General features: G+C 58.6%; 22 protein-coding genes, 1 tRNA gene, 2 rRNA genes and 1 pseudogene. 18 read left to right on the top strand and 8 right to left on the bottom strand.

From position 1 onward, the window contains the following. Positions 1-186: 186 nt before the first annotated feature. The 7 genes and pseudogenes from AM571_RS16155 (at position 187) to tnpC (ending at position 6245) form a co-directional block, all read left to right on the top strand. A 23S ribosomal RNA gene (locus AM571_RS16155) occupies positions 187-3140 on the top strand. A gap of 126 nt (positions 3141-3266) precedes the next feature. Next, positions 3267-3381, top strand: a 5S ribosomal RNA gene (gene rrf / locus AM571_RS16150). An 85-nt stretch (positions 3382-3466) separates the two neighbouring features. After that, positions 3467-3543, top strand: a tRNA-Met gene (locus AM571_RS16145). A gap of 301 nt (positions 3544-3844) precedes the next feature. Continuing rightward, positions 3845-4030: pseudogene (locus AM571_RS38380) on the top strand (transposase); the annotation flags it as partial. 42 nt (positions 4031-4072) lie between these two features. Beyond that, a complete protein-coding gene (locus AM571_RS37420) occupies positions 4073-4231 on the top strand; it encodes a hypothetical protein (protein ID WP_237358504.1) in 159 nt (52 codons plus the stop codon). Continuing rightward, positions 4228-4572: an IS66 family insertion sequence element accessory protein TnpB gene (tnpB, locus tag AM571_RS16135; protein WP_074062277.1), complete on the top strand. Its 345-nt coding sequence runs from the start codon at positions 4228-4230 to the stop codon at positions 4570-4572. The genes AM571_RS37420 and tnpB overlap by 4 nt, the downstream gene beginning before the upstream one ends. Positions 4573-4646: 74 nt before the next feature. Beyond that, positions 4647-6245 carry an IS66 family transposase gene (gene tnpC, locus AM571_RS16130; protein ID WP_074062276.1) on the top strand — a complete coding sequence of 533 codons (1599 nt, stop codon included), beginning with the start codon at positions 4647-4649 and terminating at the stop codon, positions 6243-6245. Between the two features lie 10 nt (positions 6246-6255). On the opposite strand, the gene AM571_RS36350 is transcribed toward tnpC, so the two are convergent. The 4 genes from AM571_RS36350 to AM571_RS35710 form a co-directional block, all read right to left on the bottom strand. Next, positions 6256-6426 (bottom strand): hypothetical protein, encoded by a 171-nt coding sequence (locus AM571_RS36350; protein ID WP_155774464.1) that lies wholly within the window; start codon positions 6424-6426, stop codon positions 6256-6258. Between the two features lie 423 nt (positions 6427-6849). Continuing rightward, positions 6850-7461, bottom strand: coding sequence for a hypothetical protein (locus AM571_RS16125; RefSeq protein ID WP_074062275.1), 612 nt, complete (start codon positions 7459-7461; stop codon positions 6850-6852). A 189-nt stretch (positions 7462-7650) separates the two neighbouring features. Next, positions 7651-7836, bottom strand: coding sequence for a HAMP domain-containing protein (locus AM571_RS37415; protein ID WP_237358503.1), 186 nt, complete (start codon positions 7834-7836; stop codon positions 7651-7653). Positions 7837-8294: 458 nt separating this feature from the next. Further along, the gene (locus AM571_RS35710) at positions 8295-8588 is read right to left on the bottom strand and encodes a helix-turn-helix domain-containing protein (protein ID WP_081377105.1); all 294 of its coding nucleotides are present in this window, start codon (positions 8586-8588) and stop codon (positions 8295-8297) included. 190 nt (positions 8589-8778) lie between these two features. Between AM571_RS35710 and AM571_RS16105 the strand changes: the two genes are divergently transcribed. Then, a complete protein-coding gene (locus tag AM571_RS16105) occupies positions 8779-9087 on the top strand; it encodes a quinone oxidoreductase family protein (protein ID WP_335727719.1) in 309 nt (102 codons plus the stop codon). A 187-nt stretch (positions 9088-9274) separates the two neighbouring features. Here the strand turns inward: AM571_RS16105 and AM571_RS16100 are convergent, their stop codons facing one another. Next, positions 9275-10165, bottom strand: coding sequence for a LysR family transcriptional regulator (locus tag AM571_RS16100; protein WP_074062273.1), 891 nt, complete (start codon positions 10163-10165; stop codon positions 9275-9277). A gap of 96 nt (positions 10166-10261) precedes the next feature. On the opposite strand from AM571_RS16100, the gene AM571_RS16095 reads away from it, so the two are divergent. The 3 genes from AM571_RS16095 to AM571_RS16085 all read left to right on the top strand — a co-directional run bounded on the left by AM571_RS16095 (position 10262) and on the right by AM571_RS16085 (position 12332). Next, on the top strand, positions 10262-11320 hold the full coding sequence (locus AM571_RS16095) for an aldo/keto reductase (protein WP_074062272.1): 1059 nt from the start codon (positions 10262-10264) through the stop codon (positions 11318-11320). Between the two features lie 21 nt (positions 11321-11341). After that, positions 11342-11896 (top strand): nuclear transport factor 2 family protein, encoded by a 555-nt coding sequence (locus AM571_RS16090; protein ID WP_074062271.1) that lies wholly within the window; start codon positions 11342-11344, stop codon positions 11894-11896. Positions 11897-12005: 109 nt separating this feature from the next. Continuing rightward, entirely contained in the window at positions 12006-12332 is a 327-nt protein-coding gene (locus AM571_RS16085) for an Atu4866 domain-containing protein (protein WP_074062270.1), read from the top strand. A gap of 104 nt (positions 12333-12436) precedes the next feature. Here the strand turns inward: AM571_RS16085 and AM571_RS16080 are convergent, their stop codons facing one another. Continuing rightward, a complete protein-coding gene (locus AM571_RS16080) occupies positions 12437-13336 on the bottom strand; it encodes a LysR family transcriptional regulator (protein ID WP_074062269.1) in 900 nt (299 codons plus the stop codon). A 95-nt stretch (positions 13337-13431) separates the two neighbouring features. Between AM571_RS16080 and AM571_RS16075 the strand changes: the two genes are divergently transcribed. Continuing rightward, positions 13432-14265, top strand: coding sequence for an SDR family oxidoreductase (locus AM571_RS16075; protein ID WP_074062268.1), 834 nt, complete (start codon positions 13432-13434; stop codon positions 14263-14265). A gap of 49 nt (positions 14266-14314) precedes the next feature. Then, a complete protein-coding gene (locus tag AM571_RS16070) occupies positions 14315-14809 on the top strand; it encodes a lipocalin-like domain-containing protein (RefSeq protein ID WP_074062267.1) in 495 nt (164 codons plus the stop codon). Positions 14810-15608: 799 nt separating this feature from the next. Here AM571_RS16070 and AM571_RS16060 read toward each other — a convergent pair. Continuing rightward, complete coding sequence (locus AM571_RS16060) at positions 15609-16505, bottom strand: LysR family transcriptional regulator (protein ID WP_074062265.1); 897 nt, start codon at positions 16503-16505, stop codon at positions 15609-15611. 152 nt (positions 16506-16657) lie between these two features. Between AM571_RS16060 and AM571_RS16055 the strand changes: the two genes are divergently transcribed. The 5 genes from AM571_RS16055 (at position 16658) to AM571_RS16035 (ending at position 21001) form a co-directional block, all read left to right on the top strand. After that, positions 16658-17311, top strand: a complete 654-nt coding sequence (locus tag AM571_RS16055; RefSeq protein ID WP_074063293.1) for a hydrolase — start codon at positions 16658-16660, stop codon at positions 17309-17311. Then, complete coding sequence (locus AM571_RS16050; protein ID WP_237358502.1) at positions 17235-17906, top strand: MoaF-related domain-containing protein; 672 nt, start codon at positions 17235-17237, stop codon at positions 17904-17906. Before AM571_RS16055 ends, AM571_RS16050 begins: the two co-directional genes overlap by 77 nt. 46 nt (positions 17907-17952) lie before the next feature. Then, positions 17953-18990 carry an LLM class flavin-dependent oxidoreductase gene (locus AM571_RS16045; RefSeq protein WP_074062264.1) on the top strand — a complete coding sequence of 346 codons (1038 nt, stop codon included), beginning with the start codon at positions 17953-17955 and terminating at the stop codon, positions 18988-18990. Between the two features lie 35 nt (positions 18991-19025). Continuing rightward, a complete protein-coding gene (locus AM571_RS16040) occupies positions 19026-19901 on the top strand; it encodes a LysR family transcriptional regulator (RefSeq protein WP_074062263.1) in 876 nt (291 codons plus the stop codon). Positions 19902-20065: 164 nt separating this feature from the next. Further along, positions 20066-21001, top strand: coding sequence for a pirin family protein (locus AM571_RS16035; RefSeq protein ID WP_074063291.1), 936 nt, complete (start codon positions 20066-20068; stop codon positions 20999-21001). Positions 21002-21271: 270 nt separating this feature from the next. On the opposite strand, the gene AM571_RS16030 is transcribed toward AM571_RS16035, so the two are convergent. After that, positions 21272-21946, bottom strand: a complete 675-nt coding sequence (locus AM571_RS16030; protein WP_074062262.1) for a protein-L-isoaspartate(D-aspartate) O-methyltransferase — start codon at positions 21944-21946, stop codon at positions 21272-21274. Between the last annotated feature and the right edge of the window lie 91 nt (positions 21947-22037).

The following is a 22037-nucleotide window of genomic DNA, read 5'->3' as shown; positions in this document are numbered from 1 at the left end:
GAGAAGCTGGTCTTAAGACAGACTGCAAGCGAGCTGCTCGGCGTAGCTCCAATAAAGCAGATCTGTCGAACACGTCGATGGCATCATGAATTGTCCGGGTTGTAAAAGGTAACCTGGTCTCCGGTTGAACGGCAACTGCAAGGTTGGTGTTTTGTCCGGTAGATGATGAGCATTGGCAATGAGAACGATTAAGTGTCGTAAGGGCATTTGGTGGATGCCTTGGCATGCACAGGCGATGAAGGACGTGATACGCTGCGATAAGCCGTGGGGAGCTGCGAATGAGCTTTGATCCATGGATCTCCGAATGGGGCAACCCACCTTAGATACTTGGGAAATCATTTTGGTTGTCGGACGTTTGGTCCGACGTTACGGCGAACGATCGCCGACGGCCTATCGGCCTGTATGGGTGCCTTGCTCGATGTTCGGGTTTGGCAGCAATACAGCGCGGTAGCGCGTCGCCGGTCGTCCGGCGCGCTGTCTGCAGGCCTTTGGCCGTGAGGACATGAAACCAAAGTGGTTTCCAAGTATCGTTAATAAGGTATCTTACCTTCGAATACATAGGGGTAAGAAGCGAACGCAGGGAACTGAAACATCTAAGTACCTGCAGGAAAGGACATCAACCGAGACTCCGCAAGTAGTGGCGAGCGAACGCGGACCAGGCCAGTGGCAATGAGGAATAAAGCGGAACCATCTGGAAAGTTGGGCCGTAGCGGGTGACAGCCCCGTACGCGTAGAACACTCATTGTCCTAGAGTAGGGCGGGACACGAGAAATCCTGTCTGAACATGGGGAGACCACTCTCCAAGCCTAAGTACTCGTGCATGACCGATAGCGAACAAGTACCGTGAGGGAAAGGTGAAAAGCACCCCGACAAGGGGAGTGAAATAGAACCTGAAACCGGATGCCTACAAACAGTCGGAGCCTGAAAGGGTGACGGCGTACCTTTTGTATAATGGGTCAACGACTTAGTGTAACAAGCAAGCTTAAGCCGGTAGGTGTAGGCGTAGCGAAAGCGAGTCTGAATAGGGCGATTGAGTTTGTTGCATTAGACCCGAAACCGAGTGATCTAGCCATGAGCAGGTTGAAGGTTGGGTAACACCAACTGGAGGACCGAACCCGCATCTGTTGCAATAGATTGGGATGACTTGTGGCTAGGGGTGAAAGGCCAATCAAACTCGGAAATAGCTGGTTCTCCGCGAAATCTATTTAGGTAGAGCGTCGAGCGAATACCCCCGGGGGTAGAGCACTGGATGGGCTATGGGGACTCACCGTCTTACTGATCCTAACCAAACTCCGAATACCGGGGAGTACTACTCGGCAGACACACGGCGGGTGCTAACGTCCGTCGTGAAAAGGGCAACAACCCTGACCTCCAGCTAAGGTCCCCAAGTCATGGCTAAGTGGGAAAGGATGTGAGGATCCCAAAACAACCAGGATGTTGGCTTAGAAGCAGCCATCATTTAAAGAAAGCGTAACAGCTCACTGGTCTAAATAAGGGTCTTTGCGCCGAAAATGTAACGGGGCTGAAGCCATGCACCGAAGCTGAGGATGTGTAGCAATACACGTGGTAGCGGAGCGTTCCGTAAGCCTGTGAAGGGACAGTCGTGAGACATCCTGGAGGTATCGGAAGTGCGAATGTTGACATGAGTAACGATAAAGAGGGTGAGAGACCCTCTCGCCGAAAGACCAAGGGTTCCTGCTTAAAGTTAATCTGAGCAGGGTTAGCCGGCCCCTAAGACGAGGCGGACACGCGTAGTCGATGGGAACCACGTTAATATTCGTGGGCCTGGTGGTAGTGACGGATTGCTCAACTTGTAAGGTCTTATTGGATTGATCTTGCAGGGACGCGGTTCCAGGAAACAGCTCCACCGTATAGACCGTACCCGAAACCGACACAGGTGGTCAGGTAGAGTATACCAAGGCGCTTGAGAGAACTATGTTGAAGGAACTCGGCAAATTGCACGCGTAACTTCGGAAGAAGCGTGACCCCATTTTGGGCAACCAAGGTGGGGTGGCACAGACCAGGGGGTAGCGACTGTTTATCAAAAACACAGGGCTCTGCGAAGTAGCAATACGACGTATAGGGTCTGACGCCTGCCCGGTGCTGGAAGGTTAAAGGGAGAGGTGCAAGCTTTGAACTGAAGCCCCAGTAAACGGCGGCCGTAACTATAACGGTCCTAAGGTAGCGAAATTCCTTGTCGGGTAAGTTCCGACCTGCACGAATGGCGTAACGACTTCCCCGCTGTCTCCAACATAGACTCAGTGAAATTGAATTCCCCGTGAAGATGCGGGGTTCCTGCGGTCAGACGGAAAGACCCCGTGCACCTTTACTATAGCTTTACACTGGCATTCGTGTCGGCATGTGTAGGATAGGTGGTAGGCTTTGAAGCGGGGACGCCAGTTTCCGTGGAGCCATCCTTGAAATACCACCCTTATCGACATGGATGTCTAACCGCGGTCCGTTATCCGGATCCGGGACAGTGTATGGTGGGTAGTTTGACTGGGGCGGTCGCCTCCGAAAGAGTAACGGAGGCGCGCGATGGTGGGCTCAGACCGGTCGGAAATCGGTCGTCGAGTGCAATGGCATAAGCCCGCCTGACTGCGAGACTGACAAGTCGAGCAGAGACGAAAGTCGGTCATAGTGATCCGGTGGTCCCGCGTGGAAGGGCCATCGCTCAACGGATAAAAGGTACGCCGGGGATAACAGGCTGATGACCCCCAAGAGTCCATATCGACGGGGTTGTTTGGCACCTCGATGTCGGCTCATCGCATCCTGGGGCTGGAGCAGGTCCCAAGGGTTTGGCTGTTCGCCAATTAAAGCGGTACGTGAGCTGGGTTCAGAACGTCGTGAGACAGTTCGGTCCCTATCTGCCGTGGGTGTAGGAATATTGACAGGATCTGTCCCTAGTACGAGAGGACCGGGATGGACATATCTCTGGTGGACCTGTTGTCCTGCCAAGGGCATAGCAGGGTAGCTACATATGGAAGGGATAACCGCTGAAGGCATCTAAGCGGGAAACCCACCTGAAAACGAGTGTTCCCTATCAGAGCCGTGGAAGACGACCACGTTGATAGGCCGGGTGTGGAAGTGCAGCAATGCATGAAGCTTACCGGTACTAATAGCTCGATCGGCTTGATCGTTCTCATTGACAATGCTCATCAATATGAGCCAGGACGTGTTCAAAACCAGCAAACCGGTACCAGAAGCATAAAGCTTCTCTCCAGTTCGCTCCAAATCCAGCTTCTCAATTCGTTGCGCTTCGCTGACCTGGTGGTTATGGCGGGGTGGCTGCACCCGTTCCCTTTCCGAACACGGCCGTGAAACGCCCCAGCGCCCATGGTACTTCGTCTCAAGACGCGGGAGAGTCGGTCGCCGCCAGGTCTGCTAAACGCAACATTCTAAATCTTCTCAACACAATCGGCCAAAACACCGGCCCAATAACGCGGTCCCTTCCGATCAAAAATAACGCGGGGTGGAGCAGCCCGGTAGCTCGTCAGGCTCATAACCTGAAGGCCGCAGGTTCAAATCCTGCCCCCGCAACCACTGAGACTTGTAACCGCTTCCAGTCGGCTTCCTTTTCCTTGAGAATAGCCTGGAAGCGGCTCAGGTAGTAGGCTTTCCCCTTCACATCACTGAACTCGCCGGCCTTCACACGGGTGCTGTAGTCCCGGTGATAGTGCTCGCGCATTCTCGCGCTGTAGTCCTGAAACGCTTCCATCGATGCGAGGATCGACGCCAACCGGCCATGAATCGTAAGCGATGCATACACCCCATCTGGTGATGGCAGGTCAACGGGTTTATCCGTGACAGAGCGATCCAGGAATTAGCTCGGGTGTGAACTTCTATGTCTGCTACTGTGTCTGATCATAGAACCTTCCATATGATTGAGGCCGTCGCCGGCCCATTGGAAGGAGCTCCGCGACAAGTGCGGCGACATTGGTCGAATGACTTCAAGGCACAGGCTGTGGCCGAGACGGTGCAGCCTGGAGCGAGCGTCTCGGCAGTAGCACGGCGACTTGGTGTTGATCCGTCACAGTTGTTCACGTGGCGTCGCATTGCCCGGCAGAAAGCCATGTCTTTGCCGTCGAAAGCCGAGAAGGGGCAGCAAGCTGCCCAAGCATTCCCATCTTCCGCAGTCGACATCATCATCGGTGATGCGGTAATCCGCACGGGTGCCGAGATCGATGAGGCTCATCTTGCTCGGGTGATCCGTGCGGTGCGCTCCGCATGATCCCGGCCGGTGCGAAGGTGTTTCTGGCAAGCCACCCCGTGGACTTTCGCAAAGGTCCAGATAGCCTTCTGTCGCTGGTGCGCGATGCCGGTAATGATCCGTTCAACGGCTCGCTTTATGTCTTCCGTGCAAAAAGAGCAGACAGAATTAAGATCGCCTGGTGGGATGGTTCCGGTGTTTGCCTGTATTCGAAGCGGCTGGAAAAAAATCAGTTCGTTTGGCCGAAGATCGGCCATGCCAGGGTGCAGCTCAACCACGCACAATTGATGGCGTTGATCGACGGCATGGACTGGAAACGCGTCCGTACCGTTGCTGTGAAACGGCCGGAACTTGTTGGGTAAAAGCCCTGCGGCAGAGTGAATCAGGCGGCTAAAACTGCGGGAAATCGTCGGCAAAATGTGCTCTATTTGCAGGCATGACACCAGCCGATCTGCAGCTTCCCGATGACGTTGATGCGCTGAAAGCCATGATCCTGGCGATGGCTGAGAAGGCTGCGCGCGCGGACGCTCTGGAGAGTGAAGTCGCTGATCTCAAGGCTCGCAATGCGGACGCCGACGAGCAGATCGCCAAGCTGAAGCAGGTCCTCAAAGCCTTCGACCGTTACCGCTATGGAAGACGCTCGGAGAAGCAGAGCAAGAACATCGACGCGGATCTCGACGAGCAGGGTGCGTTTGTCTTCGAGGAGATCGAGACCGGCATTGCCGCCATCCAGGCATTAGTCGAAAAAGGAAGAGGTGCAGGCGCTGCGAAACGTGCGCCGCGTCCACGCAAGGGCTTCCCGCCGCATCTGGAACGTATCCATGTGGTGATCGAGCCGGACGAGCTTCCTGAGCATGCCGGCAAACCGAAGATCCTGATCGGTGAAGATACCTCCGAGCGGCTGGATGTCATCCCACCGAAGTTCCGGGTGATCGTCACCCACCGTCCGAAGTATGCCTTCAAAGACGAGGACGGGGTCATCCAGGCCTTGGCACCGGCGCACATCGTCGAGAGCGGCATCCCAACGGAAGCGCTGCTCGCCTATATCGCGGTCTCGAAATACGGCGATGGCTTGCCGCTTTATCGGCAGGAGGCAATCTTCCTGCGCGACCATGTCGAAGTCGATCGCGGCATCATGGCACGGTGGATGGGCAAGCTCGGGTTCGAGCTCGAGATCCTTGCGGACTACACCTTCAACCAGATCAAACAAGGCGAGCGAATATTCGCCGACGAAACGACATTGCCGACGCTGGTGCCAGGATCGGGATCGGCCAAAACCGCGTATCTATGGGCGTATGCCAGGGACGATCGGCCATTCGGCGGAAGTGGTCCGCCGATGGTGGCCTATCGTTTTGAAGACAGTCGATCCGGCGATTGTGTCGCTCGGCATCTCGACGGCTATCGTGGCATCCTGCAGATAGATGGCTACACTGCTTACAACCGCGTCGCCCGACCTGACCGGGGAAACGACGGCGCGCTATTGGCTGGGTGTTGGGCGCACAGTCGCCGCCGGTTTTACGAACTCCATACGAGCGACAGTTCCAAAGTGGCAACGGCGACGATCGAAAAGATGGGCGCGCTGTGGGCGATCGAGGAAAAGGTGCGTGGACAAAGCCCTGATCGGCGTGTTGCCGCCCGCCAGGAGGCGTCCATGGTCGTGGTTGCCGATCTCTACAAGCTGTGGCAAGACACGCTGCCTCGCATCTCTGGGAAATCCAAGCTCGCCGAGGCCATCCGCTACGCCATCAACCGGCGTGAAGCCTTCGAACAGTTCCTTCACGATGGACGGATCGAGATAGACTCCAACATCGTTGAACGGGCTATCAGACCCCAAGCAATCGTTCGGAAAAATAGTCTATTCGCGGGTAACGCCGGCGGCGGCCGGACGTGGGCGACCATCTCAACCCTTATTCAGTCCGCCAAAATGAACGATGTTGATCCGCTCGCTTGGCTAACGCAAACACTCCAACGCATTGCGGCCGGATGGCCGGCCAGCGATATCGACGCTCTCATGCCCTGGAACTTTCAAAAGTAACGGTCTCAGTTCACCGCTTACCATGAATCGTCAGGTCTGCGCGGCGATTGTCGGGGGAGGGCGCAATCACCACCTTCTGAACGAGGGAGCGGACAAACTGACCGTAACCCGTAAGCGTATCACTGCCATTTCCGGCACCCTTCAGTGCCGTCGTCATGGCATCCAGAACCGACTGGAACATTGACGGGTTCACAATGATCGGGTCTGATGGCCCAGGCGCTCGCGATTCTAGCATCATTTTTGGATGCTTACGACAAGCGGGAGCGTGTCATTGCCGACGATAATTGAGCATACACCGGGATCGTTCGGCGACCTCCTTGATCAGGTTGAGAAATTTCAGGAAGGCAGAAATTTTGCTTGGTATCGAGGCTCCGGCAATGTCAGCTACTCTTTGGTCCCGACATTAGCTCGACGACCCCTAATGTATCTCCCGACGAATTGAACCGCATTGAAAAGGGTATCGCGAATAGTTTCGCGCTACGAAAGCGGACATCACCTACGATTCCGTCATCAACCACAGCGCTGCTGCCCATCCGGCGAGGTCCTGCCCCTGTGGGACACGGACCGCCGCGAACGTCGTCGTATTGGAGATGAAGAAGGTTGTTCAAAAATTGAACCGCACCCCGAAGACATTTGCACTGGAGCCGCCGTGCACGTCGCCGAGCGTCCCCCAGGCTCCGGACCGGTGGTGTATCCGCCAGAAGAAATCGACGTCGGGCATGGCGTTGAAGGAAAGGTTCAACTCGGGGCCGAGATAGAACAGCGTTCTAGCGTCCCCGTTATGCTCCAGCTCGTTCTTGCGCTCCCGTCCCTCCTGGGTATGCGTGACATGGCTGATGCCAAACGTAAAGGCTGGTGAGATTCGGACGGTATCACCAATCTCGAAACCGTCGTAGCGAGCGACGCCGCCGCCCCAGAATTCCGCATTCGGATGCCCGCCCAATCTTCCGGCGAGCCCCGCTTCCAGTCCGAACCTGAAGGAGCCCATCCTAGCCGGGAAGTACTGGTAGCCGAGGCCGAAGATCGGGAGGTCCTCGTACGTGACGCCGAAAGGATTGGCTGCTTGGAGGATGTCGGCGTCGACCATCGTGCCGCCGAAGGCGAATAACGACTGATTGACGTCGCGGTTCTGGGCCTGCGCGTCGGTTGTTCCCAAGAACGGCATAGTGGAAGCGCCGAGCAGCAGAGCAAGCGGGATGACAATTGGAGGCTTCATATCGGATCTAATCCTGGACTTTATGTTTATCCAGCGCGCGCATTCACCTGAGGCTCTGGAACAGCTCCTGACTGGGAGAAGACACGTCTGCTAGCCCCTGCATGCGGCCCTGCAGGATCGTCAGCGGGGTCCTGAGTTCGTGGGGATCGCGGAATTCGAGTACTTCGGCTCCTTCTCCGCCCGCTGCAACTATTCGGCCATGCGGTTGAAATACTCGATCAGGCGGTCGGCCTCGCCGAAGCCGCCTTGGCCCGACGCCCGTCTGCCAAAGTCGCCCGCCGCTATCGAGCGGGCCGCCTCCGTCGCGGTCACGAGCGGCGTGACAAGCCTCTTTTCCGCTCTCAGGCCCACATAACCAGTTACGGGACTGCGCAAAAGAATTTTCCATCGCAACCTCCGATAGTTCCGAAATGACCCTGCGCAATGAACTCTACACATTACCTCCACGAAAATGCAAGATTGCGAAGCCATATTGTAGAGGTACGCGTACAGCGCGTATCTTGCTCGTATAGCCGTTTTTCGCTGCCTCCTACTTTACCGGAATGTGGCGGCTGCGAGCTTCGGCAGCATTAGGCGAAAGGCGATGCTGCGCGCACTCTGAAACAGGAGAAGAGCAACCCAGAGGCCGTCATTGCCAAACAGCGGCTGGAGTATAACCTCGGTGATGGCCCGGAAAGCGGATTTGCGGTTAAAGGGGTTATGAATGTGTCCTTGGCTGCCCTTCGAGCTTGAGTAGGTTTGCCGGTGGACATACTCCGAAGTGCACGTTCCTGAGGCCTTGATCTCATCTCGACAAGCGATGCGATAGTCCGCCATGGCGCGAAGCTGTGTCGCTAAACGGGGAACGCCGAATGGATTTGGCCCCCGCGCCTCCTGAAGCCGATAAACGCGGAAGGAAACGTCGTGTTCTGCATCGCAGATCGTGGCTGGTGCAAGTCAACGCAAGAGAGCGGCGGGGCTATCCGAGGCAGGATCCAGCGTTGCAGGTCAGCCACGCGCGCAGTGCCAAACATGCTTTTATACTCTCGACTGAATTGCGACGTGCTTGTGTAGCCTACCTCGTACGCCACGCGCGATACATTAACGCTCCCCGCGGCAAGAAGCTTTCGAGCACAGGGTAACGCCATGTCCGACCGCGATCGCCTGCACGTCCGGCCTGTTCCTGAGCCGCTGAGCGGATTAGCCGTGTCGAAATAGACGGCGGCAGGTGCTCAATCGTATCGGCGTGCGTGTGCTTGACGTGCTTCAAAACAAAAGAGCCTGGGTGAATAGTCACCTATCAATCGCGCAAGCTTCCCTCATCAAAAGGAAAAGCACATGAAAGCGGCAGTCTACGACAACCCCGGTCCTCCGACAGTTCTCAGATATGCCGATGTGCCCGATCCGACTTGCGGGCCAGATGACGTCCTGATTGCCGTGGAAGCGATTTCGATCGAGGGCGGCGATCTGATCAATCGCCGGTCGACGCCACAGCAATCCCCTTGGATCGTCGGCTACGCGGCTGCCGGAACCCTGATCTCGGTCGGTGAAAATGTCCGCGACCGGGCAGTCGGCCGAAAGGTGACCGCCTTCGATATGCATGGTTCGCATGCGGAACTCTGGTCCGTCCCCGCCTCGCAGACATGACCTGTACCGGACGGCGTGGAAATGGCACAGGCCGCGGCGCTGCTGATTTCCTTCGGCACGGCCTATCACTGTCTGATCACCAAAGGCGTGCGGCAACGGCCTTAAGGTAGTCGAGCCCTCGGGGCGTTCCGCATCGATCTGGCCGCGCCCGGAAGTGCCTGTCACGACAGCGACGGCAGGACGGATGCTATCGCGACCGCCTCACATGGTCGACGATCGCCCGAAGCTTGGGAGGGAGATTGCGCCGGCTGGGGTAATAAAGGAAAAAGCCAGCAAAGGGAGGACAGTACTCCTGAAGGAGAGGGACCAATTGACCAGATTCGACGTAGGGCTTGAAGGTGTCCTCCATCCCGAAGGTGATGCCGCCGCCGGCACATGCTGTTCGGATCATAAGCCACATGTCGTTGGTGGTGATCTGAGGGTCGACAGCCACGTCGAACTCGCGTCCATGCTGGCCGAATTCCCAACGATATGGTGCGCTGTGGGGAGCTGGACGCCAGCCGATACACCGATGGGCAGAGAGTTCCGAGGGATGCTCGGGCTTGCCGAAACGTTCAATGTAGGACGGGGCGGCGAAGGCGCCCTGACGCTGCTCGCCCGAGACCGGAACGGCAATCATATCCTGATCGATGACTTCGCCCAAACGTACCCCCGCGTCATAGCCTTCCGCAACAATGTCGAATTCCTCGTCCGTGACGGTCACGTCGACCTGAACGGCGGGAAATTTGTCCGCGAAACGCGCGAGAAGCGGCCCTGAGATAAACTGCTCGGCGATGGATGACACCGCCAGCCTCAACAGTCCGCTGGGTGAGCTGTCGCGGTCCGCCGTGGCGTCGAGCGCCAGTCCGACTTCGGAAATAGCCGGCGCCACCCGCTGATACAGTCGTTCGCCGGCCTCTGTGAGACTGACGCTGCGCGTGGTGCGCTGCACGAGCGCGACACCCAGCCGATCTTCGAGGCGGCGGATGGTCTGGCTGACGGCTGGCCGTGTAACGCCCAAATTCTCCGCGGCCACGCGAAAGCTCCGCGCTTCGGCGACTGCCAGAAAAACAGAAATGCCATTCAGATCGACTGCCATTGGTTAGAAATATTTACCAGGCTAGTCATCATTGGGCAAGTTGTTCGCTCTCATCGACGCGTCTACCTTTGACCTTAGAACCAGGAGACAGCCGACATGACGCTTGATCAATACAAACTTCTTGGACGGTCGGGCTTGCGAATCTCGCCGTTGAGCCTCGGAACGATGACCTTCGGATCCGATTGGGGGTGGGGGGCGGATGGCGACGAGGCCCGCCGTATCTTCGATCTCTACATCGACCGGGGCGGCAACTTCGTCGACACGTCGGTAAATTACACCGACGGCCGCGCCGAGCGCCTGCTCGGGACCTTCATCGGCGACAAGCGCGAGCGGATCGTCCTCGCGACGAAGTTTACAATGGCGCGCGAACCGGGCAACCCGAATTCCGGAGGCAACCACCGCCTGAACATGGTGCGCTCCGTCGAGCAGAGCCTCACGCAGCTCGGCACGGATCGCATCGACCTCGTTTATCTGCATGCATGGGACATGACGACCCGGCCAGACGAGGTCATGCGAGCGCTCGACGACCTCGTTCTGTCCGGGAAAGTCCTCTATCTCGGCATCTGCAACACACCTGCATGGCGTGTTGCACAGATGCAGACGCTCGCTGACATCCGCGGCTGGTCTCCTTTCGTAGCGCTACAGATCGAATACAGCCTGGTAGAGAGGACCGTCGAGCACGAGCTCCTGCCGGCGGCTGCAGCCTTGGGCCTTGGAGTGCTGCCCTGGTCTCCGCTCGGCGGCGGCGTGCTCACAGGCAAATATTCCCTTTCCGACGTCGAGGATTCGCAAGAGGCGACAGTGTCCGCCAGCCGCAAGGGTGTCATAGCTTCGTCCGGTCATCTGAACCAACGTGCGATCGAGATTGCGGACGAGGTTCGAGCCGTCGCCGAAGAGGCCAACTCCACGCCATCGCGGGTAGCGCTTGCCTGGACACTGACCAATCCGACCGTCGTCTCGCCAATCATCGGCGCCCGCACGCTCGCCCAGGCCGAGGACAATCTCGGAGCTCTGGATCTGGCGCTTACGCCCGAACAACTGGATCGTCTGAACCGGATCAGCGCTCCGAGCCCCGTCTTTCCCGCTCGCTTCACGCAACGTCCCCTCGTCCAGCAACTGATCTTCGGCGGTGCCGCAGTCGAACGCCGCAACTGACCGCAGGAAAGGATAAATACCATGACCATTCTTCGGACAAGACATCGGGTCGCCGGTGCGAGCCGAACAGCATTGATCACACTGGCATTGCTGTCGCTCTCCCTGCCGGATGCAGCCATTGCCACCACCACGGCAAGGCAGGTGCAGGCCGCAGACAGTGCAGCGATCGAACGGCAGAACAGGGCGATCGTTGAAGCCGCCTTCGAAAAATGGCGCGGGGGTACATACGTCTTCGCGGAACTTCTCGCTCCCGACGTCGTGTGGACGATCCATGGCTCCGGACCGGTCGCCGGCACCTATCGCAGCCAGAAGGATTTCATCGAACAGGCATCACGTCCTTTGACCAGCCGCCTCGCGACGCCGGTCGTGCCGGAGGTGCACGACATCTTTGCCGACGGAGACACGATCATCATCCGCTTCGACGGAACGGCGACCACGACGTCGGGCGCACCTTATCGCAACCAGTTTGTCTGGATATTCGAGATGAAGGACGGCCTCGTCGTTAATGCGGAAGCATTCCTGGACCTTGTTGCCTATCAGCAGGTTGTCGACAACAACGCGCCGCGCTCGCAATGACACGGCGCCCGCTGCTTCGACAGAACCTAATGTCTGCCGAACCGGCACCGCGCGCACAGGCGCTATCGCCTCCAAACCGAGAACAGTAACGCCTAACGGAGCCAGAACCATGCGACAGGCATTTGCCGCACTCATCACGGCCACCCTTTCGATTCAACCCGCAGAAGCACAAGAGGCCAATTTGCAGCCGAACCATCCCTACGTTGGCATGTGGGTCACCGACGACAACCGTGTTCGCCACGAACTTCTGCCGAGCGGACGCTATATCGAGGCCCGCGGTCAGCGCGAGCGAGCCTATGAGGGTCGCTACGAAGTCGACGGGACGCATATCGAGTACTGGGACGATACGGGCTTCACGGCCGACGGCGATTTCGTCGATGCCAACACATTGCACCATGGCGGCATGATCTTGCGTCGCAAGCCAGCGGCCCCCTGACATACCAAGCGAGCATCCGCAATGCGAAAGCAGCTCAAAGCGATGGCGGCCGCAGGTCTTCCTCATCCATCTGGCAGGGTTGGATGCCATTTCACCGTCGCCCGTCATCGTGTCCTGTCCACCTCTCGCAAGAGGTCGATGAAGGCCCGAAGCGGGGATGGGACGTGCCGGCTGCGCGGGTAATAGAGGGCCAGACCAGGCGTCGGCGGGCACCAGTCATCAAGCACGGTCACCAGCTGACCGGACCCCAGAAACGGCTGGGCAAAGTATTCCGGGACATAGGCGATACCGCGCCCGTCCGCCGCCGCCTGCACGAGAAGATCATTGTCATCGAGTGTGAGGTTGCCCGGCACATCGATCGTGACTTCGGCGCCGCGTTTGGAGAACTCCCAGCGATAGCGCTTTCCGCTCGGCAAACGTTGGCGGACGCAGCAATGCGCATAAAGATCGTCGGGCGTATGCGGTCTTGCTTTCCCGTCCAGATAGGAAGGCGCCGCCACGGCGATGAAACGCACGTCGCCCCCGAACTTCACCGCGACCATGTCTTTCGGGACGGTTTCCAGCAGGCGTATTCCGGCATCGAAACCCTGTTCCACGATATCGACGAGCCGACCTTCCGAAACAAGATCAAGCTCGACGTCGGGATAGAGATCCAGAAAGCGCGGCACGACCTCTGCGACGAGAATGCGCGCGCCGCTCTTGTTTGAATTAATCCGAAGTGTGCCGCTCGGGGTGCCGCGTTCCTCCGACAAGGTATCGAGCGCCTGATCGAGTTCCTGAAGGACCGGATCGAGGCGCGCGAGCAGGCGAGCGCCGGCCTGGGTCAGCGACACGCTGCGTGTCGTCCGGTTGAAGAGCCGCACGTCCAGTTTTGCCTCCAGTCCGATGATTGCGTGGCTGAGAGCCGAGCGCGAAACGCCCATGACGTCGGCCGCTCTGCGGAAGCTCTGGTGATTGGCCACCGCGGCAAAGGCGGCAAGATCGTTCAGACTGGGACGTATCATTCGTGATTTTTCCCTCACCATCTCATCTCAAATTGAAGATCTTATATCACCAATGCTGTTGTTTTACATTGGAGATGAACAAAACAGGAGTTCACATGCCAAAGACTTGGTTCATCACCGGCGCTTCTTCGGGGCTTGGTCTCGAGATGACGCAACAACTGCTCACCCAGGGACACAAGGTGGTCGCAACGATCCGCCGTGCCGGCGCACTGACGAAACTTGCGCAGGAATACCGCGATCGTCTTGATATCGTTCAGCTCGATCTCGTCGAGCAGGAGAGCATCGCCTCGGCCGTTAAAGACTCATTCCAACGGCACGGCCGGATAGACGTGATCGTCAGCAACGCGGGCTATGGCCTGTTCGGTGCTGCGGAAGAGCTCACGAATGAAGAGATCGATCGGCAGATCGCCACCAACCTTACTGGATCCATCCATCTGATCCGTGCCGCACTGCCCATTCTTCGAGGGCAAGGCGGCGGGCGGATCGTCCAGGTCTCGTCCGAAGGAGGGCAGATCGCCTATCCGGGCTTCAGTCTCTATCACGCAACCAAGTGGGGCATCGAGGGCTTCGTCGAAGCCGTCGCACAGGAAGTGGCGCCTTTCGGTATCGACTTCATCATCGCCGAGCCGGGACCGACCGGCACGAATTTCGGAGCCAATCTCGTCCGTGCGACACCGATGGATGTCTACGACGAAACCCCTGCCGGGGCCGTTCGCCGGGCGATTACCGAGGGCAGCTTCGAGATCAAGGGAGATGCGGCGCGCACCGTAGCCGCAATCATATCAGCCGCCGAGAGCGAGACGCCGCCATTGCGGCTGGCGCTGGGTAGCACGGCCTATTCATCTATCTCACAGGCGCTTTCCGCACGCCTGTCTGCTCTTGAGGTGCAGCGTGGAGTGGCGAATTCCGCCGACCGGCAGGATCCGTGAGCCGCAGCAGCGGCGGCAACACAGCCCTCATGAACAGGAAGGAAAAAACATGTCCATTCGACCGGTTATATTGGCCCTTGCCCTCAGCATTTCGTCGTCTGCCTTTGCACAGACCGCCGCAGAAAACCAAGTCGCAGGCACTTGGCGGATGGTGTCGGCGACGATTGATCCCGGTGGAAAAAATATCTCCGCTTACGGAGAAAAACCCAATGGTCTTCTCGTCTTCACTCCCGACATGCACTTCATTGAAGTTCTCACCGACGCCGATATCCCGCGGTTTGCGTCTAACGCTCGCGGTGAGGGAACGGATGATGAAAATCGCATGGCCATGTCACGCAGTATCGGCTTTTTCGGCACCTATACCGTTGATGAGAAGGGAGAATTCAGCGGAAACCGTGTTGAAGGGGCGACGTTTCCGAACTGGGTTGGCAGCGTACGAACACGCGATGATCTCACGCTTGTCGTGACCGGTGACCGCATGACCGAACAATTCCGGAGGCCGGAAGGCACTGAAATCAGGATCGAGTGGCAGCGCGTCAAATGAGGCACCGGACCGGGCCTCTGAGCAAGGTCTCGACCTTGTCGAGCGTCCGCTCTTCCACCCCGCCCCAAAAACGAAGTCGAGCTATCCGGAGGAAAAAAGCCATGGTCTTCAACCGCCGTTCCATGTTCAGGGCAGGAGCCGCCGTAACCGCGCTGGCGCTTTCAACGCCTCAAATCATGACGATTGGAAGTGGATGGCCGATATCGCCGAGACCTTGCGGAATCATCTAGGCGAAGCCGCACAGAAAGTCCCACCGAGGTCACTCCCTGGCATCGTTCTCAGGATCGCCGCTCTCTTTGATCGCCCCGCTCGCTTTGTCATTCCTCTGCTCGGCCGAAAGCACGTGTTCTCAAGTGCCAAGGCAGAGCGAGTCCTAGGTTGGCGGCCTCGGTCAGGAGAAGAGACCATTCTTGCGGCCGCTGAAAGTGCCATCGCTGTTAAGGCAGTCTAATCGGAACTCCGACGTCCGGCGGATCGCTCGAACGGAGAAGAAGATCTACAGCGCGCCTTCAATATCGGTCGAGCATTTCTCGGGAGGGCTAAATGGTTGATCATTCGTAAGCGCCAGCCTTAGTCAGAGACGCGCCGGGTGCCGTTCGATTGAGGGGCCGGAGGCTTTTTCCTCCGACCCGATCCTCTTACTGGCAACCAAATCAGGCGTTGAATCCGGCGTCTACACTGAGAACTGCGCCGGTAATTCTTCGGTACCCTGATTTCCACATGATCTGACGATCTCAAGATGCAGGTGCTGATCGCTAGCCGAGGCATCGCGGACGTCGTTGGGACGAGTGCCGCGATTCTACGGGTAAGCTGTCTTCGGCAATGCCGAGCCATGGTCGAAGCACTCGATCAGCATTTCCGTCAGCACCCGAACTTTTCTTGCAGGATGCTGCCCGGGCGGTCTGACGACATATATCCCGATCGGGGGCGGTGGATGGCGTTTCATGACCGGAACCAACTCGCCTGAGGCCAGATAATCTTTGATAAGGTCGTCAGGTAGCGCGGCGATGCCCAAACCGGCTGCTGCGGCGACAGCGAGAGCGACCCCGTTGTCGGCCTTGAAGCGTCCCTGCGGGCGAACGGTTATCACCTTGTCTCCATCCATCACTTGCCAGGTTTCCGTTCCCTGCATGAGAGCCTGATGGGCGACAAGCTCGTCCGGTGTCTCCGGAGAGCCATGGGCTTTGATGTAGTCCGGACTTGCAACGAAACTCCCATAGAGTGGACCGACACGTCTTGCGATCAGGCTGGAGTCCTGAAGTGTGCCAACGCGGATCGCACAATCATAGCCTTCCGCGATCAGATCCACGATGCGATCACTGTAACAGGTCTGGATCTGGAGATGAGGATGGCGATGTGCCATTTGCGCAATCACCGCTGCGAAATGCGTCGGACCGAAGGAAAGCGGCGCGGCAATCCTGAGGCGGCCGCGGAGCTCACCGGCCGGCACAATTGTTTCCCTGGCCACATCGATCTCGGCGGAAACCCTGGCTGCGTAGTCCCGGAAGGTTGCGCCGGCCTCGGTCAGGGAAGCCCCGCGTGTGGATCGGGCTAGAAGCTGGACACCAAGCTCCGCTTCAAGCCGCACAAGCCGTCGGCTGACCATCGACTTGGAGATGCCAAGCCGCAGCGCGGCCGAGGTGACGCCTCCCGCATCAGCGACTTCGACGAATGTCCGGAGATCCTCAATGTCCACTCGGCGTTCCCCATTCTGCGACACAGCTTAGCACAGGCAAGGACTACCGCATCACAAACGGGAATGACAAGTTTCGTCCGCGGCAGCGCCTCGGAGGGCGCATGTCTTTTGAGCAAACGCGCTTCAATAAACCGCCAACACAGGATGAAACCATGACCTTTCGTAACGGCCTTGACTCCCTTCTCCGCCCCGAAGATTCCGTCCTCGTTCTGATCGATCATCAGCCTTACCAACTGGCGAACCTGAACAGCCACGAACCGATGATGGTGATCAACAACACCGTGGGTTTGGCTAAGGCAGCGAAGGCGTTCGGCGTCCCCACGATCCTGACGACCGTGATCGCCGAGCGGGGCGGTAACCTGTTCCCCCAAATCGCAGATGTGTTCCCAGGCCAGGAGATAATCGACCGGACGTTCATTAACACGTGGGAAGATAAGACGACAGTGGATGCGGTTAAGGCGACCGGCCGCAAACAGCTGATCATTGCCGGCCTCTGGACTGAAGTTTGCGTCGCCATGCCGACGATCCAGGCCCTCGGCGAAGGCTGGGATGTAACGGTCGTAACAGACGCATCTGGCGGCACATCGGTCGAAGCGCATGAGGTCGCCATCCACCGCATGATCGCAGCCGGCGCGAACATGATGACGTGGCTGGCGGTTGCGTCTGAATGGCAGCGTGATTGGGCGCGGATGGACACTGCCGTAAAGATAACGGACGTGGTCGTGCAGCATGCCGGTGGTAGCGGCATCGCTTATTTGTGGGAGCAGCAATTGCTCAACACGCCGGTGCCGGGCACAGCAGGCTGATCCGGGCGGCAACCGCATCTTTGCTGTGAGCTGGCAGGAGAAGGACGGTGCGACGGTCACGAATGTGCAGGACTATGACCGTGGTCTGGTCCACTCGTTCGCCACGCTGCCTGATGGCAAGTTTCTGCGAATGACCGGTCCCATCGTCGTCACTCGGCCAGCGGACCGCGTCCCCGACGACCGTCCGGAGCGCAACAAGGCGTCGCTGGTGCTCGAGGCGACGACCTCCCTATTCCAGCGCCATGATGCGTCGGCGGTCGAGCGACTCTACGTTGCGGATTACTTTCAGCACAATCCCAGCATTCCTCAGGGGCGCGATGCCTTGCAGGCGCTCGTCGCCGGTCTGTCGCAAGACGTTTATTATGAACCCGGCCTGATTGTTGCCGAGGGCGATTTTGTCGCCATCCACGGGCGCATCCGCGGCTGGGCAAACGTGCCGCAAGTGGTGATCGATCTTTTGCGCGTCGAAGACGGCAAGCTGGCCGAGCATTGGGACGTGTTGCAGGACGAGGTGCCGGTTACGGCGGCTCGCGGCGGCGTGCCGATGTTCGATCCCGAGGAAGGCGCGCTTCAGGCACAATTGGCAACGTCCTAGGCAACTCAGGCGCCGCGCCTTCCACGCAAATCGCAGGTGACTTCTCATGGAAATCGGCATCGACAGTTTTGCAGCCATCCTCCCGGATCCGACCACAGGCAAGCTTCCTTCGGCGACCGAGCGTATGGCCGAACTCATCGAGGAGGTCGTCGTCGCGGACCGTGTCGGGCTCGATGTCTTCGGCATAGGCGAGCATCATCGCGGGGAGTTTCTCGACTCCGCGCCGGCTGTCATTCTGGCTGCGGCAGCGGCCCGGACCGGCCGGATCAGATTGACGAGTGCGGTGACCGTTCTGAGCGCCGCCGACCCGGTGCGGGTTTTTCAGGAATTCGCAACTCTCGATCTGATTTCCAAAGGCCGCGCGGAAGTCGTTGTCGGCCGAGGTTCGTTCGTGGAAGCCTATCCGCTATTCGGTCTGGACACGCGCGACTATGACGACCTTTTTGCCGAAAAGCTTGACCTGTTTCTCAAACTTGACGAGGCGACCAATATTACATGGGAAGGTCGCTTCCGTCCGGCCCTCAAAGGGCAAGGTGTTTTCCCGCGTCCTCATCAAGCACGGCTCCCAGTATGGATCGGGGTAGGTGGAACGCCACAATCCTTCGCCCGCGCCGGTGCGCTTGGCCTGCCGCTGATGATCGCAATCATCGGCGGCAGCTTCGAGCGCTTCCGTCCGCTTGTCGATCTCTATCGCGAAGCCGGCAGCCGCGCGGGACATAGTCCCGATGTGCTCAAGGTGGGCGTCCACGCGATGGGCTTTGTGGGAGAAACAGACACTGCAGCCAATGACGCATTCTTTCCCGGCTGGGCACATCTTACCTCGAAGATCGGTCGTGAGCGCGGCTGGTCGCCGCCGACGCGCCAGCAGTTCGACGCCATGGCAGGTCCGGAGGGCGCATTCCTGATCGGTGACCCGAAGACGGTCGCAGCCAAGATGCTGCAGGCCAGCGAGACGCTTGGCGGCGTTTCGCGCATCACCTTCCAGATGAGCACAGCCTCTCTCGACACGGCAGCGATGAAGCAATCCATCGAGCTTCTGGGCAACGAGGTTGCGCCGATCGTCCGGCGGGCTCGGCAGGCATAGGTGCCAGGCCGTGCCACGAAACGGGGGAACACAATATGGACATCGAGGAATTGCGGACATTTGTCGAAGTTGCCGATGCCGGGGGCGTTTCTCCCGCAGCACGCCGTTTGGGTATCTCCAAGTCAATGGTCAGTCGGCGCCTCATCCGGCTTGAGCAAGCGCTCGGCATCCAGCTTCTTGCACGAACGACCCGTGGCGCCGGTCTCACGGAAGCCGGGGGCACGTTTCGCGATTATGCAGCAAGGATCTGCGCCGAGATCGACATCGCACGGGAAACGATATTGCCTGACGGTGACCTTCGCGGACGCCTGCGGGTGGCCGTTCCTCTCACATCAGGCCCGCTACATTTTGCGCCCGTTTTGGCGGAGATGGCGCGCCACCACCCGCAGCTTCAGATCCATGCCGAGTATAGCGACCGGTTCGTCGATCTGATTGCGGACGGGTTCGATTGCGCAATCCGGGTCGGCGCCCTGCGCGACTCGAACCTGATCGCAAGGCGCGTTGGTCAGATCTACGGCAAGCTGGTGGCGAGTCCGGACTATATCAGGATGCATGGTTCACCTGAAAAGCCGGACGAAATCGCCGCTCATCAAGCCCTGATCGGTGCCGAGGCGTGGCGTTTCATGGATGGCGACAAGGTCGTCACTGTGCAGCCGCAGGGTCGCTTCAGTTCCGACAACGGCGCGGAACTCGCTAGCGCGGCCGCAGCAGGGCTTGGTATAGCGTGGCTTCCCGATTGCGTTACCCATGAATATCTTGCGTCCGGCGCGCTCGTTCCGGTCATGACCCGTTTTCCGCTACCGGTCGGTGGGGTGTACGTCGTGCGGCCGCCCAGCCCGCAGCCGGCGCGAAAAGTCCGCATCCTCTCAGAGTTCCTCATCGAAGCATTCGAAAGAAATCCGCATTTGTAAGATCTGCGTGTTGAACATCGACTGCGCGTTCCGCTTTGTGCGACACAGCTCACCGCGCCGCGCAACTAGTCGCAGGCACGCTCACCCGTTAGTCAGTTGGGACCATGCAGCGTCCCCTGCGCTCCACGCGGACAGGAGATCGCCAACGGAAGAGGTGAATGCGCATGAGTTGGAACCCTGCAATCGAACCAGGCTGTCCTGACGAAGTCGGCATCGATGCGATCGAGACCTTGATCGTCCCACGGTCACGCGACCTTGGCGGCTTTGAGGTCAGACGTGCCCTGCCAGCGCCAAAGCGGCAGATGGTTGGTCCGTTCATCTTCTTCGACCAGGCTGGGCCGGCAGAACTGCTGACAGGGCAGGGCGTCGATGTTCGTCCGCACCCGCATATCGGGCTTGGCACGGTTACCTATCTTTATCGTGGCGACTTCCACCATCGCGACAGTACCGGAGCCGATCAGATTATCCGTCCCGGTGAGTTGAACTGGATGGTTGCCGGGCGGGGTGTGTCGCACTCCGAGCGCACGACCGCCATGGCTCGAACGGGCCCGAATAGCTTGTTCGGGATCCAGACCTGGTTGGCCTTGCCTGAGAGCCATGAGGAAATGGAACCGACGTTCGAGCACCACGGTCGGGAGGCGCTACCGGTAATCGAGGATCATGGTGTCTCTGTGAGGCTCATTCTCGGGAACGCCTATGGCAAGTTCGCTCCCGCGACCATGTTTTCCGAGACGTTTTATGCTGATGTTAGGCTTGAAGCAGGCGCTCGCCTGCCGATGCCGGACAATCATGAGGACCGGGGCATCTATATTGCCGAAGGCTCGATCTCGATCGCCGGCCGGGAGTTCGAAGCACCCCAGATGATGGTGTTTCGTCCTGGCGACAGGATCACGGTCGCAGCCGGGGAAAAAGGCGCGCGGCTGATGATCTTAGGCGGGGCGACACTTTCCGGCCCACGCTACATCTGGTGGAACTTCGTCGCCTCATCCAGGGAGCGTATCGAGGAAGCCAAGACTGAATGGCGGGCACAGAACTGGGGCGAAGGGCGCTTCGATCTTCCGGTCGACGACAGGGATGAGCACATCCCGCTTCCAGAGTGATGGGGAGTGCAGAATTAGGATACCATGTTTACGCAGCGCTACAAAAAGACCGATGCGGTTCTTGGCAACCAGAAGCTTAAGTAAGCGGTTAGGGGTGCTCGGAGATCGCAAGTTAAGATTAAATCCTGCCCCGCGACCAAACTTCCACAACATGATCCCAAAATGCCCTCCCATTGAGGGCTTTTTGCGTTTCTAGGTGCAGACGGGCAGAATTCCGACTTCTGTGTACGATCGGAGAGGTGCGGTCGCGCCGGATGTCCGCACGTCGCGTTAAACCGTTTCGAGCAGACCAAACTGAACCGGGATAAGTTTGCTTATCTTGAGTTGCCCTGCCGCATCTTTGTCAATGACAGTCAGGAACTGCTCTTTTTCAGATCCCAACGGCATAACCAGGCGTCCATTGGGTTTGAGCTGCTCAAGCAATGCCGGCGGCGACCGCTCGGCCGCCACCGTGACCAGTATCTTGTCGAACGGGGCGTGCTCAGGCCAGCCGCGGGACCCGTCTCCGATACGAATGCCGACATTAATAAAGCCCAGGCCCCCCAGCAGAGCCTCGGCGCGGCTTGCGAACTCCTCAACAATCTCGACGCTCCAGACCTGGCCTGCGAGCTCCGCGAGGATTGCGGATTGGTAGCCCAGGCCGGTGCCGATCTCAAGCACTGTCTCGTGCGGCTGGGGAGCGAGGAGATCGGTCATGAGAGCGACGATGAAGGGCTGCGAGATGGTCTTATCGAAGCCGATCGGCAGCGGCATGTCCTGATAGGCATACGCGGCAAGCGGGGCTGGCACGAAGAGATGCCGCGGCACACGCTGCATCGCAGCCATCACCCGCTCGTCAAGCGCCGCCCTGCCAACCTCTTCGCTAGCAAGCTCAACATGAATTGCAATCAACTCGACCATGTGCCTGCGCAGGACCGCGAGGTGCTCTTCATTCATTGGTTTCATGATCACGGGCTTTCCTTAGCCAGTTTATTCCTAGATAGCTCTGTGATCAAACTCAGGAATGAGCAGAATGCAGTCCAATTGCGTCACAGCG

It is taken from the genome of Rhizobium etli 8C-3 (assembly GCF_001908375.1).
GTDB lineage: Bacteria > Pseudomonadota > Alphaproteobacteria > Rhizobiales > Rhizobiaceae > Rhizobium > Rhizobium etli_B.
The sequence above is the reverse complement of the archived record's forward strand: the minus strand, read 5'-3'. Positions and strand labels throughout refer to the sequence as shown.

Excerpts from the sequence above, each read along its gene's own strand:
- AM571_RS37420 (WP_237358504.1), top strand. The coding sequence starts at position 4,073 with ATGTCTTTGCCGTCGAAAGCCGAGAAGGGGCAGCAAGCTGCCCAAGCA.
- tnpB (WP_074062277.1), top strand. The coding sequence starts at position 4,228 with ATGATCCCGGCCGGTGCGAAGGTGTTTCTGGCAAGCCACCCCGTGGAC.
- tnpC (WP_074062276.1), top strand. The coding sequence starts at position 4,647 with ATGACACCAGCCGATCTGCAGCTTCCCGATGACGTTGATGCGCTGAAA.
- AM571_RS36350 (WP_155774464.1), bottom strand. The coding sequence starts at position 6,426 with ATGTTCCAGTCGGTTCTGGATGCCATGACGACGGCACTGAAGGGTGCC.
- AM571_RS16125 (WP_074062275.1), bottom strand. The coding sequence starts at position 7,461 with ATGAAGCCTCCAATTGTCATCCCGCTTGCTCTGCTGCTCGGCGCTTCC.
- AM571_RS35710 (WP_081377105.1), bottom strand. The coding sequence starts at position 8,588 with ATGGCGTTACCCTGTGCTCGAAAGCTTCTTGCCGCGGGGAGCGTTAAT.
- AM571_RS16105 (WP_335727719.1), top strand. The coding sequence starts at position 8,779 with ATGAAAGCGGCAGTCTACGACAACCCCGGTCCTCCGACAGTTCTCAGA.
- AM571_RS16100 (WP_074062273.1), bottom strand. The coding sequence starts at position 10,165 with ATGGCAGTCGATCTGAATGGCATTTCTGTTTTTCTGGCAGTCGCCGAA.
- AM571_RS16095 (WP_074062272.1), top strand. The coding sequence starts at position 10,262 with ATGACGCTTGATCAATACAAACTTCTTGGACGGTCGGGCTTGCGAATC.
- AM571_RS16090 (WP_074062271.1), top strand. The coding sequence starts at position 11,342 with ATGACCATTCTTCGGACAAGACATCGGGTCGCCGGTGCGAGCCGAACA.
- AM571_RS16085 (WP_074062270.1), top strand. The coding sequence starts at position 12,006 with ATGCGACAGGCATTTGCCGCACTCATCACGGCCACCCTTTCGATTCAA.
- AM571_RS16080 (WP_074062269.1), bottom strand. The coding sequence starts at position 13,336 with ATGATACGTCCCAGTCTGAACGATCTTGCCGCCTTTGCCGCGGTGGCC.
- AM571_RS16075 (WP_074062268.1), top strand. The coding sequence starts at position 13,432 with ATGCCAAAGACTTGGTTCATCACCGGCGCTTCTTCGGGGCTTGGTCTC.
- AM571_RS16070 (WP_074062267.1), top strand. The coding sequence starts at position 14,315 with ATGTCCATTCGACCGGTTATATTGGCCCTTGCCCTCAGCATTTCGTCG.
- AM571_RS16055 (WP_074063293.1), top strand. The coding sequence starts at position 16,658 with ATGACCTTTCGTAACGGCCTTGACTCCCTTCTCCGCCCCGAAGATTCC.
- AM571_RS16050 (WP_237358502.1), top strand. The coding sequence starts at position 17,235 with ATGCCGGTGGTAGCGGCATCGCTTATTTGTGGGAGCAGCAATTGCTCA.
- AM571_RS16045 (WP_074062264.1), top strand. The coding sequence starts at position 17,953 with ATGGAAATCGGCATCGACAGTTTTGCAGCCATCCTCCCGGATCCGACC.
- AM571_RS16040 (WP_074062263.1), top strand. The coding sequence starts at position 19,026 with ATGGACATCGAGGAATTGCGGACATTTGTCGAAGTTGCCGATGCCGGG.
- AM571_RS16035 (WP_074063291.1), top strand. The coding sequence starts at position 20,066 with ATGAGTTGGAACCCTGCAATCGAACCAGGCTGTCCTGACGAAGTCGGC.
- AM571_RS16030 (WP_074062262.1), bottom strand. The coding sequence starts at position 21,946 with ATGAAACCAATGAATGAAGAGCACCTCGCGGTCCTGCGCAGGCACATG.